Below are 12,058 nucleotides of genomic sequence, written 5' to 3' on the forward strand. Positions count from 1 at the left end.
GGATCGCCTTCCATCACTCGTCTTCTCTGGCCCTCAGGTTGAGACTGGGGTTGGAGGTGGTGGGGATGTTCGGGTCGGGGTCGGTGTTCAAGCGGTGCGGGTGCCGGGTGGCCGGGTCTTCGAGCAGGTGGGGGAGTGGTTGTCCGCGGTTGCGCTCCCGTGGGCATGGGAGCTGGTACTTCTCGCTGGAGTCGGGCCAGGCTCCGGGTGGTCGGTGTCGGGTGCGGCGGGGCGGGTTCGCTTCCCGTGAGGCCGCCCGTGCGGCCTTGCGCAGGGCCCGAGGCGACGAGGTGGGGGCTGCGGAGCCGGTGGTGTGGACGGTGGCGGCCTGGTTGCAGCACTGGCTGGACGGGCGCAGCAGGTTGCGGGCCCGTACCCGGGTGAGCTATCAGGAACACATCGACCGCTATCTCGTCCCGCATCTGGGTGAGGCGGTGTTGGAGGAGTTGACGCCCGCCCGGGTGCAGCGAGCCTTCGAAGGGATCGCCGGGCACATCACGCCCCGGGGTCAGCGGGTGGCTGCGGCGACGGTGCAGCGGGTGCGGGCCACGTTGCGGGCGGCGTTGAACACCGCCGTGCGCGAGTGGTTGCTGGGCTCCAACCCGGCCAACGGACTGCGGTTGGCGGGCGGGCAGAGCGCGCGGCCCATGGTCTGGACCGAGCAGGCCGTCGCGGACTGGCGCAACAGTGGGGTGCGGCCGGCGGTGGCGGTGTGGACGGTGGAGCAGACCCGCGCTTTTCTGGACCACGTGTCCGGCGACCGGTTGTACGCGCTGTTCCATCTGGTGGTGATGACGGGGCTGCGCCGCGGCGAGGTTGTGGGGCTGCGGTGGGAGGACGTCGACCTGGAGCGGGGGACGGTGCGGGTGGTGCGCCAGCTCCAGGCCCACCGGGGTGCGGGGTTGGTGGAGGTGGCGCCCAAGAGCGCGGCGAGCCGGCGCACGTTGATGGTGGACCACACCACGGTGGGTGTGTTGCGCCGCCACCGGTGGCGTCAACAACAGGAGGCCCAGGAGCACGGCCGGGTGTGGGACCGGGGTGGGTATGTGTTCACGGCGGTTGGTGGCGGGGTGTTGGCGCCGGAGCGGCTCTCGCGCTTGTTTCGGAAGTTGAACACCGCCAGCGGGTTGCCGCCGGTGCGGTTGCACGATCTGCGGCACGGTGCGGCGACGTTGGCGTTGGCGGCCGGGGTGGATCTGAAGGTGGTCCAGGCGATGTTGGGGCATGCGAGCATCGTGTTGACCGCGGACACCTATGCCAGTGTGCTGCCGCAAGTGGCGCGTGAAGCGGCCGAGCGGACGGCGTCGCTGGTGCTGCGGGATGCGGGTCGGGTTCGTCGGCAGGTGTGGGGCAGGGCTGGTCGGCGGGGTTCGGTGTTGGTCCCACCTGGGTCCCACCATGGACCCACCACAGGGACGGCGAGGCTGTCCCATGCCCAGATGAGGCTGTGACCTGGGATTTTGTGGCGCACCCGGCAGGATTCGAACCTGCGGCCATCGGATTAGAAGTCCGGTGCTCTATCCACTGAGCTACGGGTGCCTGATTCAATTGTGGCCCTCTGCGGCAGGGCGCGACCGGCTGTTGCCGGTTGTGGGGCCGGGGTGGTGATCCTACGGCCGGGTGGGGGCGTGCCGTGGTCCCGGACCGACATTCTAGGGTATTCCTCGGATGTCGCCCAAGGGAGGGCAAAGCCTCACCAACTACGGTGATTCGTAGTTGCGTCTCGTTATCACGCGCGTTCCACCAAACCGGTCGCTATGGGCCTCGCGCCCCACGTTACCGGTGATTAACCCCTGGTGCGCTGCTGTGCTGCTGGCGTTTCGTGAACTCCGGGGCCGCCCCGGCCCCGGGGCGGCCTGGCGGGTCAGAAGAGCCACCACTGACCTGCCAGGATCAGCAGTGACGCCAGCGCGAACAGCATGAGCCGCCCCCTCTCTGGGTCGACTGTAAGGGTGCTCTACGTGTATGGGCGAATACATTGCGTGGCAAACGCTGGTTTGCCGCGGTTTGGGGATGACTGGGGGTGCCGTTGACTGCGCGGCTGAAGAAGGTACTGGGCAGGGGTTTTCGGTCTGCCGGACGGAGGGGGCTGCGCCGGGGCCTGGTCGCCGGGTTCCTGTTGGACGGGATCGTGCGGGATCCGCAGCGGGGCCACCCGGTGGCGCTCTTCGGCACCGCGGCCGCGCACCTGGAGCGCCGGCTGTACCGGGACTCGGTGGGGGCCGGGGCGGTCTTCGCGGGCGCCGCTGTCCTGCCGGTCGTCCTCGCGGGATCGCGGGTGCGCCATCCGGCCCTGGTCGCCCTGTCCGCCTGGGCGGTGCTGGGCGGCAGCATGCTGGGGCGTGAGGCCGAACGGGTCGCCGACGCCCTGGAGCAGGGCGACCTGGAGCGGGCGCGGACCCTGGTGCGCGGGCTGTGCGGGCGCGATCCGGAGTTCCTGGACGAGGCGGGTATCGCCCGCGCCGTGGTGGAGTCGGTGGCGGAGAACACCTCGGACGCCGTGGTGGGGCCCCTGGTGTGGGGTTCGCTCTGCGGGGTCGGCGGGCTGGCGGGCTTCCGTGCGGTGAACACTCTGGATGCCATGGTCGGGCACCGGAACCCCAGGTACGAGTATTTCGGGAAGGCCTCTGCCCGCCTCGACGACGTGGCCGGGTGGGCGCCCTCGCGGTTGACCGCGCTGCTCGCCGTGGCGGCGGCTCCGGTGGTGGGCGGGTCCGCCCGCCAGGCGTGGCGGGTGTGGCGGCGGGACCGCGCCGCCCACCCGAGCCCCAACGCCGGTCAGTGCGAGGCCGCGTTCGCCGGTGCGCTCGGCCGGACCCTGGGCGGCACCAACACCTACGGGGACCGTGCGGAGCACCGGCCGATGATGGGGGAGGGGCCCGCCGTGGACGTCGCGGACATCCGGCGGGCGGTCCTGCTGGCCCGCGCCGTCAATCTGGGGGCTCTGGTCGCCGCGGTCGTCCGCTGAGCGGCGGCTCCGGCGGGATGCCGTTCATCCCGCCGGGTGGCCCCGGTGCCGCTGGCGGGCCGGTGGGTCAGGCCGCGAGGCTGCGCGCGTAGTTGACCTGCTGCTGGACGTGCTGCACGTAGGCGCTGTTGCTCACCATGATCTGGGTCGCGTGGTAGTGACCGCCACCCTGGACGGTGACCTGGATGTGCCCGGTCGTCTTGGTGTCCTTGACCAGGAGGAAGAGCAGGCTGAGCAGGCAGGTCCAGATGAACAGGATCGCGACGATGATCGCCCAGACGGGGGTGGACTGCTCGGTGCGGCTCATGTCGGTCGTCGTCCACACGGTGCCCCTGATGGGGAAGCGCCCGGACGGTGTGATCACGGTGTTCTGCGTGATCGCGATGTCGCCGATGGTGTCGAGGGTGGGCTCGGTGGGCTCGGGCATCCCACCCATGCCGGCGGGCTGGTAGCCGCCGGTGGGGTTGCCGTAGGGCTCGAGCTGGCCGCCGGTGTGCGGTTCGGGGGGCAGGCCCCAGCCGGGATTTCCACCGCTGGGCTGCTGCCAGGGCTCACCCTGGTGGGGGTCGGGGTACTGGTTCATGGCAGCGATTGTCTCAAAGGCGGCCGTGGACTCCGTTCCCCGACCCTGAACGAAAACCGGTTGTGGCCGGATGTGGCCAGTTCCGACGGTGGGTGTCGGGACCGGTACGGGACGCACGCACGGATTTGTCCTGGTGTGGTGTGGGTCACCGTAAACCACGGGGTTTCGGGTACCGGGAACCACTGCGGGCCAAGAAACATGAAAGTCTTTCGCGATTTCCCCACTCGTACGTAGCATGCGGCAGATCCATCGCCCGCTCCCCCCAGGTGGTGACAGCACATGCCCCCCTCCCTCCGACTGAGGCTCCGCACCGGCGCCGTGGGCGCGGCCCTCGCGGTCGCGGCGTCCACGGCCGCCGCACTGCCGGCCGCGCCGGTCCTGGCTGAACCAGCCTTCGAGGACTACTGCGCGCCCTCCGGCTGCCTCGACGTCCTCCCACCCGGCCAGAACGGCAGCGCCACCCTGGTCGAGATCCTCGGCCACCAGGCCTTCGGCACCCGGCCCGAGCACTCCTCCAGCCAGCTCGACATGTACGACAACCTCGTGCACCACTACGACGGACTCACCGACGACGGCCTCGACGCCTTCTTCAACGACGCCACCTTCGGGGTCGGTGAGGGCGAGGTCGGCCGCGAGTACCGGCCGCGCGAGGACGTCACGATCACCCGCGACTCCCAGCACGGCATCCCGCACGTCCAGGGCACCACCCGCGAGGGCACCATGTTCGGCGCCGGGTACGCAGCGGGCGAGGACCGCCTCTTCCTCATGGACGTCCTGCGCAGGGTCGGCCGGGGCGAGCTCACCCCCTTCGCCGGGGGCGCCCCGGGCAACCGCGGCCTCGAGCAGGACCTGTGGAACACCGCGCCCTACACCGAGGCGGACAAGCAGGCCCAGATCGACCGGGTCGCGGCCAGCGGTGAACGCGGAGCCCGGGCCCTCGCCGACGTCGACGCCTACCTCGACGGCGTCAACAGCTACATCGACGAGGCCGACAGCGGCCGCTACTTCCCGGGCGAGTACGTCCTGACCGGGCACAAGGACGCCATCACCAACTCCGGGGAGATCGAACACTTCACGCCCACCGACGTCGTCGGGATCGCCGCGATGGTCGGCGGCATCTTCGGCGGCGGTGGCGGCGGCGAGGTCCAGGCCGCGATCGTGCTCGCCAACTTCCAGGACCGCTACGGCGCGCAGGAGGGCGCCGAGCTCTGGCAGGACTGGCGGATGGAGAACGACCCCGAGGCGCTGGTCAGCGTCGAGGGCGAGTTCCCCTACGCCCGGACCCCCGAGAACCCGGTCGGCGAGGCGGTGCCCGACCCCGGCTCCGTCGAGCCCTACGACATCGTCCACGACGAGTACGGCTCCGCCGCCTCCGACGCGGCCGTCGCCGCACCCCTGGCCGCACAGGCACAGGAGGAGGCGCCCGAGGACGAGGCGTCCACGGTGGAGGAGCTTCCCGAGCATCAGCGGGCCGAACTCGAGGAGATGGTCGAGGAGGGCGACCTGTCCGCGGCCGAGGGCGTCTTCAACGAGGGCGTCCTGCCGGAGGACTTCCTCGACCCCCGCGGCATGTCCAACGCCCTGCTCGTCTCCGGGGAGCACACCGAGAGCGGCAACCCCGTCGCGGTGATGGGCCCCCAGACCGGCTACTTCTCCCCGCAGCTCCTCATGCTCCAGGAACTCCAGGGCCCCGGGATCAGCGCCAGGGGCGCCTCCTTCGCGGGGGTGAGCTTCTACGTCCAGATGGGCCGCGGCGTCGACTACGCCTGGAGCGCCACCTCGGCGGGCCAGGACATCACCGACACCTTCGCGGTCGAGCTGTGCGAGACCGACGGCTCAGAACCCTCCACCTCCTCGCGCTCATACGTCGACACGTCCGGGGAGTGCACGGACTTCGAGGAGTTGAGCGTCAGCAACGACTGGTCGCCCAGCGTCGCCGACGGGACCCCGGAGGGCGGTTACACCCTGACCTCCCTGCGGTCCGAGTTCGGCCTGGTGCGCTCGTTCGCCACCGTCGACGGCGCCCCGGTCGCCTTCACCGAGCTGCGGTCCACCTACATGCGCGAGGTCGACTCCATCCTCGGCTTCCAGCGGTTCAACGACCCCGGGGAGATCACCTCCGCCGAGACCTTCACCGAGGCGGCCGGGGACGTCGGATACGCCTTCAACTGGCACTACGTGGATGACGAGGACATCGCCTTCATCAACTCCGGCACCAACCCGGTCCGGGTCGAGGGCACCAACCCGACCCTGCCCATCGACGCCTACTCCGCGTCCGGCTGGTCCGGCTGGGACCCCGCCACCAACGAGGCCGACTACCACCCGCAGGAGGACCACCCGCAGCAGATCAACCCGGACTACATCGTCAACTGGAACAACAAGCCCGCCCAGGGGTACACCTCGCCCTGGTCCACCGGTCCCGTGCACCGGGGCGACCTGCTGGACGCCCGGGTCTCCGGGCTGATCGGGCAGGGGCACCAGTTCACCCCCGCCTCGCTCACCGCCACGATGATGGAGGCCGGGGTCGCCGACCTGCGCGCAGAACAGGTCCTCCCGCTGTTGTTGGAGGTCATCGACACCGAGGCGGTGCAGGACCCCGGACTCGCCGGGACGGTGGAGGCCCTGCGCGCCTGGACCGAGTCCGGTTCCCTGCGCCGCGAACCCCACCGCGACGCCGGGTACTACGAGCACGCGGACGCCGCCCGGGTCCTGGATGCCTGGTGGCCGCGGCTGGTCCGGGCCCAGTTCGAACCCGAACTGGGCGGGGACCTGTACACGGAGCTGACCCGCGCCGCCCCGGTCGACGAGTCCCCGTCGGGTGTCGGGCACGTGGGCTCGGCCTTCCAGTACGGCTGGTGGTCCTACGTGCACAAGGACCTGCGCACGGTCCTGGGCCAGGACGTGGAGGGCGAGCTCGGCGACGGGGCCTACTGCGGCGGGGGCGACACCGGGTCCTGCCGCACCGTCCTGCTGGACAGCCTCGCCGAGGCGGCGGCGGTCCCCGCGGGCGAGGTCTACCCCGGGGACGGCGTCTGCTCGGCGGGCGACCAGGTCTGCGCGGACTCCGTGGCCCACCAGGCGGTGGGCGGTATCAACATGTGGCCGATCGCCTGGCAGAACCGGCCCACCTACCAGCTCGTCTACCAGTTCTCCGGCGGAAGGTAGCCCGGATCCGGGGGCGGCCCCGGGAGGACACGGCCCGCGGTGCCCCGGCGACGGGGGCGCCGCGGGCCGCGATCGTGTATCCCTTCTCGGGATCTTGTGGTGTGCCGGGTCTGTGTGGGTAGCTTAGGGACTACCCGAAACCACAGCGGGAGGGCCACAGGAAATGCCTGCCTGGCTGATCTGGATCATCCTCGCGGCCGCGCTCGGGGCCGCCGAGTTCTTCACCCTGACCTTCGTCCTGGGCCTACTGGCGGCGGCCGCACTCGTCGCCGCGCTCCTCGGCGCCATCGGACTCCCCGTGGTCGTGCAGGTCATCGGTTTCGCCGCCGCTGCCGCCGCCGGGATCGTCCTGGTCAAGCCCATCATGGACCGCCAGCTCACCCGGGGGCCGGACGCCCGTTCCGGCACGGCCGCCCTGGTGGGCCGCTCCGGCGTGGTCCTCCAGGAGGTCGGCGGCGACGACGGCAGGATCAAACTGCAGGGAGAGGAGTGGTCAGCACGCTGTATCGACGAGGACCTCGTGATCCCGGTGGGAGCGCACGTCGACGTCATGGAGATCGACGGCGCCACGGCCGTGGTCTACCCGCGTGAGGCGCTGCCCGAACTGCCCGAACAGAACCGACCCGAACAGAACTGAGCCGGAACACAGTTGCTTTCCCGGACCTAGGCACAGGTGCAGAACATGGAATCTGCCATACCCTTCATCATCCTCGCCGTCCTCCTGGTCGCCGTGGCGTTGTCGGCGATCCGTATCGTCCCGCAGGCGCGGGCGTACAACATCGAGCGCTTCGGCCGCTACATCCGCACCCTCGACCCGGGACTGAACTTCATCATCCCGGGGGTGGACCGGGTCAACACCAAGTTCGACCTGCGAGAGCAGGTCTTCAGCTCGCGTCCGCAGCCGGTGATCACCGAGGACAACCTCGTGGTCAACATAGACACGGTGCTCTACTACCAGATCACCCAGCCCAAGGCCGCCGCCTACGAGGTCGCCAACTACATCCAGGCCATAGACCAGCTCACCGTCACCACGCTGCGCAACGTCATAGGTTCCATGGACCTGGAGAAGACCCTCACCTCCCGGGAGGAGATCAACACCCGGCTGCGCGGGGTCCTGGACGAGACCACCGGCAAGTGGGGTATCCGCATCAACCGGGTCGAGATCAAGGCGATCGACCCGCCGCCCACCATCAAGGAGGCGATGGAGAAGCAGATGCGGGCCGACCGCGACAAGCGCGCGGCCATCCTGCACGCCGAGGGTGAGCGCCAGTCCCGCATCCTCAAGGCCGAGGGCGCCCGCCAGCAGGCCATCCTGGAGGCCCAGGGCGACCAGCAGGCGGCGATCCTGCGCGCCGACGGTGAGGCCAAGGCGATCGAGCGGGTCTTCCAGGCGGTGCACGCCAACAACGCCGACGCCAAGCTGCTCGCCTACAAGTACCTGGAGACGCTGCCGAGCCTGGCCGAGGGCGAGGGCAACACCTTCTGGGTGATCCCGGGTGAGCTGACCGAGGCGGTCAAGAACGTCAGCCACGCCTTCGCCGGCGAGGCCGCCAGCAGCGCCCCCTCCACCACCAAGGAGCAGTCCGAGGAGGACGCCGAGGGGCCGGCGCAGATCACCGGGCCCGACCCGGCGCAGAGCTCCGCGTCGGCGCAGGCGGCGGCGGAGGCCGCCGAGGCCGCGGAACGCGCGGTCGCCGACGCGCGCGACGACGTCCGCCGGGCCGGCGCCCGGATGGGGAGCACCCCGGAGCCGCGTCAGAGCGAGTGAGTGCCCGCCCGTTCCGGCGTGCCCCCGCGGGTGCGGTCGGGCGGGACGGACGGGAACGGCGGTGGCGGCCCCTCCTCGGGGCGGCCACCGCCGTCGTCATGTCGGACGTTGGTGCTGCGGGCCGTCCGCCCGGGCCGGTCGGCTCAGACCAGCAGCAGCTTGCCGGTGGTGCCCCGGGAGGCGAGGTCGCTCTGTGCCCGGCCGGCCTCGCCGAGCTCGTACCGGCCGCCGATCCGCACGTCCAGGCGGCCCTGTTCCACCAGGCCGAACAGGTCGTCGGCGCGTCCCAGCAGCTCCTGTCGGTCGGCTACGAAGTAGGCGAGCGAGGGCCGGGTCAGGTACACCGCTCCGGCCTTGTTGAGCCGCTGCGGGTCCACGGGCTCGACCGGTCCGCTGGACTGCCCGAACAGGGCCAGCACACCGCGCGGGCGCAGGGAGTCCAGGCTGGCGTCGAAGGTGTCCCGGCCGACCCCGTCGTAGACCGCCGCGACGCCCTCGCCCCCGGTGAGCTCGCGCACGGCCGGGGCGACCGGGTCCCGGGTGTAGCGGATGATCTCGTCGGCTCCCGCCTCCCGGGCGATCCGCTCCTTGGCGTCGGTGGAGACGGTGCCGATGACCCGGGCGCCGCGTGCCTTGGCCAGCTGGGTCAGGAGCAGCCCGGTCCCGCCGGCCGCGGCGTGCACCAGCACGGTCTCGCCCTCGGCCACCGGGTGCACCGAGTGGGTGAGGTAGTGGGCGGTCATGCCCTGGAGCAGCAGCGCGGCGGCCTGGTCCGCGGAGACCGCGTCGGGCACCGGCACGAGCAGGGACGCCTTCACCACGGCCCGGTCGGCGTACCCGCCCGGGGCCATCGCCCAGCCCACCCGCTGGCCCACCCGCAGGTCGGTGACCCCCTCGCCCAGGGCCGCGACCACACCGGCGGCCTCCATGCCGGGGACGTAGGGGAGGGGTACCTGGTACGCGCCGCTGCGCTGGTAGAGGTCGATGAAGTTGACGCCCCGGGCCTCGACGTCCACGAGGACCTCGCCCGGCCCCGGTTCGGGAGCCTCGGTCTCGGTCAGCCGCAGGACCTCGGGGCCGCCGTACTCCTCGATCACGATCGCACGCATGGTTCTCCTCAGTTGGTGGCTGGTTCCGGGGGCCGGTGCCGGGCCGGTGTGGGGTTCTCGGTGCGGGTTCGGGGCGGGGCGGCTGTCCGGGGCCGGCGGGTGTTCAGCCCTCGACGTTGATCCTGTACAGGGCGAAGTCCGTGTACAGGGAGGCGATCGGTTCCGTACCCGCTCCGGGGCGCATCACGATGCCGATCCGGCGCCGGTCCTCGTCGTCCAGGCCGGTGTCGTCGGGGAGCGGCGGCTCGTCCGTGGCGGAGAGCACGAGTTCGTCGTTGACCCACATGCGCATGTCCATGAACGGCTCCTCGCCGTCCTCGGCCACGTACTCGCAGGAGAACTTGAGGTTGTTGGTGACCAGGTCGTCGGTCCGCACCTCGTAGGGCAGGCCCTGCACCACGGAGTCCTCGTCGAAGAGGTCGTAGGTCTGGAAGCCCCGGACGTCCGTGGTCTCGGCGATCGCGCTGTTGCCGCTCTCCTCGGTCACCCTGCGGATCTGCGCCTCCTGGCCGTCGAAGCGGAGCAGGGCCTCGTACATGGTGCGCTCGTCCTCGCCGTCCTGGTCCCAGCAGCGCACCCCGAAGTTGCTCTCGCCGGGGCCCTCCAGAGGCGCGAGGTTGGTGCTGATGAGGACGCGGTCCGGGGTCTGCCGGTCGTAGGGGGCCACCGTGCCGCGGGATTCGTAGGAACTGTCACCGGGATCGTGCCGGAGCACCACGGCGTTCTGTTCGTTCCAGTAGCCGTCCGAATCCTCCGGGTCGAAGACACCGAGACCGGACCAGTCGGGTTCGGTGGCGAAGTCGGTGATGTAGATGCTCGTGGTGTTCTCCGGGGGGTCCTCCGAGCCGGAGAGCAGAGCGGTGGCGCCGACGCCGACGACCAGCAGGACCGCGGCCGCGGCTCCGCCGACGAGCAGCGCCCCGCGACGGCCGCCCGGAGCCCTGCCGCCGTTCCGGGCGGTCGGGGGCTGCTGCGGGCCGCTGGGCCCGCCGGGCCCGCTGTGGGCGGCGTGGGCGGGCTGGCCGTGGGGCGGCGACTGCCCGTACGGGGTCTGGCCGTGTTGGGCCGTCTGCCCGTACGGGGTCTGGGCGTACTGTGCCTGCCCGTACTGGGGCTGGCCCGGCTGCTGGTACGGCGGGACGGACGGGTGGCCGCCGCTCGGCCCCCCGTAGCCGATCTGGCTCTGCGGTACACCCTGCTGGGGACCGGACTGCGGGGCGTTCGGATGGGGGTACTGCCCCTGGGGGAGCGGCTGTCCCTGTTGGGCGGGCTGCCCCTGCGGCTGCATGTGCCGTGTCGGGGGCACCGGCCCGTTCTGGGTGAGCGCCTGCGCGGGCCGCTCCTCCGGCGCGGCGGGGCCCTCGGCGGCCTGCCCCCGCAGCTCCTGCCCGGCTGCTTCCGGCGGCCGCCCGGGCACCGGGGAACTGCTCGGGGGCGCCCACGAGGTGGTGATGGTGCGCCGGATCTCCGCCTCCTCCGGATCCTGCTGGCCGGTCAGCCGGGCCAGCAGCTGCTGGGAGGTGGGCCGGTTACCGGGGTTCTTGTCGAGAGCGGATCCGACCAGGTCCAGCAGGCTCGGGTCGAGACCGTCGAGCCTGGGTTGGGCCGAGGAGATGTTGTGCAGGACCGCGGGGACGGTGGCCGCGTCGAAGGGCGCGTGGCCGGTTCCGGCGAAGGCCACCAGGCAGCCCCAGGCGAAGATGTCGGCCGCGGCCGTGGCCTGCTCGCCCAGGATCAGTTCGGGGGCCATGTAGGAGGGGGTGCCCATGAGCTGGCTGGACCGGGTGACCGCGCCGCCGGAGTCGTCCAGTGCGCGGGCGATCCCGAAGTCGATCACCTTGGGCCCCACGGGGGAGAGCAGCACGTTGGCGGGCTTGAGGTCGCGGTGCACGATCCCCGACCCGTGGATGGCGGTGAGGGCGGCCGCCACACCCATGGCGAGGCCCTCCAGGGTCCCGCCGTGCATCGGCTCGCCGCTGCGGACCGCCTCGTCCAGGTTCGGTCCGGGCACGTACTCGGAGACGATGAACAGCGGTTCGCCCTCCAGGCGGGCGTCGATGACCCCGGCGGTGGAGAAGCGGGCGACCCGGCGGGCGGAGGCGACCTCGCGGGCGAAGCGCAGCCGGAAGGACTCGTCGTCGGCCAGGTCGGGGTGGATCAGTTTGACGGCCACGGACCGTTCGGCGGCGTCCTTGGCGAGGTAGACGGTGCCCATGCCGCCGCGTCCCAGGCGACTGACGATGCGGTAACCGTCGAGTTCGCGCGGGTCCCCCGCGCGCAGGGGTTTGCCGCTTTCGTGCCCGTTGGACGTCACAGTTGGGGGTCCCTCGTATGGATCGTGTGCTTCGCGGCTAACAGCGTACCGATGTCGATACGCCCACGTGTTCCGGTGGTTCCCGGTCGTTTTCCGGCCGGGGTGCGGTTCGGCCGCCGCGGTGGTAACGGCTGGGGTGCGCGGTTCGGGC

8 protein-coding genes and 1 tRNA gene are annotated in these 12,058 nt (G+C 71.4%); 5 read left to right on the forward strand and 4 right to left on the reverse strand.

All coding sequences use genetic code 11. From position 1 onward, the window contains the following. The first annotated feature begins 320 nt into the window (after nucleotides 1-320). Entirely contained in the window at nucleotides 321-1,451 is a 1,131-nt protein-coding gene (locus IE195_RS17470; RefSeq protein ID WP_229826277.1) for a tyrosine-type recombinase/integrase, read from the forward strand. 12 nt (nucleotides 1,452-1,463) lie between these two features. Here the strand turns inward: IE195_RS17470 and IE195_RS17475 are convergent. Then, a tRNA-Arg gene (locus IE195_RS17475) sits at nucleotides 1,464-1,539 on the reverse strand. A 562-nt stretch (nucleotides 1,540-2,101) separates the two neighbouring features. On the opposite strand from IE195_RS17475, the gene IE195_RS17480 reads away from it, so the two are divergent. Next, nucleotides 2,102-2,968 carry a cobalamin biosynthesis protein gene (locus IE195_RS17480; protein ID WP_191273676.1) on the forward strand — a complete coding sequence of 289 codons (867 nt, stop codon included), beginning with the start codon at nucleotides 2,102-2,104 and terminating at the stop codon, nucleotides 2,966-2,968. Nucleotides 2,969-3,035: 67 nt separating this feature from the next. Here IE195_RS17480 and IE195_RS17485 read toward each other — a convergent pair whose 3' ends face one another. Further along, nucleotides 3,036-3,551 carry a hypothetical protein gene (locus tag IE195_RS17485; protein WP_191272823.1) on the reverse strand — a complete coding sequence of 172 codons (516 nt, stop codon included), beginning with the start codon at nucleotides 3,549-3,551 and terminating at the stop codon, nucleotides 3,036-3,038. Nucleotides 3,552-3,830: 279 nt separating this feature from the next. Between IE195_RS17485 and IE195_RS17490 the strand changes: the two genes are divergently transcribed. From IE195_RS17490 to IE195_RS17500, 3 genes are all read left to right on the forward strand, one after another. Then, entirely contained in the window at nucleotides 3,831-6,716 is a 2,886-nt protein-coding gene (locus IE195_RS17490) for a penicillin acylase family protein (protein WP_191272825.1), read from the forward strand. A gap of 163 nt (nucleotides 6,717-6,879) precedes the next feature. Continuing rightward, a complete protein-coding gene (locus tag IE195_RS17495; RefSeq protein WP_191272827.1) occupies nucleotides 6,880-7,353 on the forward strand; it encodes an NfeD family protein in 474 nt (157 codons plus the stop codon). A gap of 45 nt (nucleotides 7,354-7,398) precedes the next feature. Further along, on the forward strand, nucleotides 7,399-8,484 hold the full coding sequence (locus tag IE195_RS17500) for an SPFH domain-containing protein (protein WP_191272829.1): 1,086 nt from the start codon (nucleotides 7,399-7,401) through the stop codon (nucleotides 8,482-8,484). A 143-nt stretch (nucleotides 8,485-8,627) separates the two neighbouring features. On the opposite strand, the gene IE195_RS17505 is transcribed toward IE195_RS17500, so the two are convergent. Together IE195_RS17505 and IE195_RS17510 are read right to left on the reverse strand one after the other, a co-directional pair. Then, nucleotides 8,628-9,593 (reverse strand): quinone oxidoreductase family protein, encoded by a 966-nt coding sequence (locus tag IE195_RS17505; protein WP_191272831.1) that lies wholly within the window; start codon nucleotides 9,591-9,593, stop codon nucleotides 8,628-8,630. 103 nt (nucleotides 9,594-9,696) lie between these two features. Then, complete coding sequence (locus IE195_RS17510; protein WP_191272833.1) at nucleotides 9,697-11,907, reverse strand: serine/threonine-protein kinase; 2,211 nt, start codon at nucleotides 11,905-11,907, stop codon at nucleotides 9,697-9,699. Nucleotides 11,908-12,058: the final 151 nt, after the last annotated feature.

The sequence above is a fragment of the Nocardiopsis terrae genome, assembly GCF_014651695.1.
GTDB classification, from domain to species: Bacteria; Actinomycetota; Actinomycetes; order Streptosporangiales; family Streptosporangiaceae; genus Nocardiopsis; species Nocardiopsis terrae.

What these genes read in the sequence shown, in the direction of transcription:
- IE195_RS17485 (WP_191272823.1), bottom strand. Translation starts at nt 3,551, where the DNA reads ATGAACCAGTACCCCGACCCCCACCAGGGTGAGCCCTGGCAGCAGCCC.
- IE195_RS17490 (WP_191272825.1), top strand. Translation starts at nt 3,831, where the DNA reads ATGCCCCCCTCCCTCCGACTGAGGCTCCGCACCGGCGCCGTGGGCGCG.
- IE195_RS17495 (WP_191272827.1), top strand. Translation starts at nt 6,880, where the DNA reads ATGCCTGCCTGGCTGATCTGGATCATCCTCGCGGCCGCGCTCGGGGCC.
- IE195_RS17500 (WP_191272829.1), top strand. Translation starts at nt 7,399, where the DNA reads ATGGAATCTGCCATACCCTTCATCATCCTCGCCGTCCTCCTGGTCGCC.
- IE195_RS17505 (WP_191272831.1), bottom strand. Translation starts at nt 9,593, where the DNA reads ATGCGTGCGATCGTGATCGAGGAGTACGGCGGCCCCGAGGTCCTGCGG.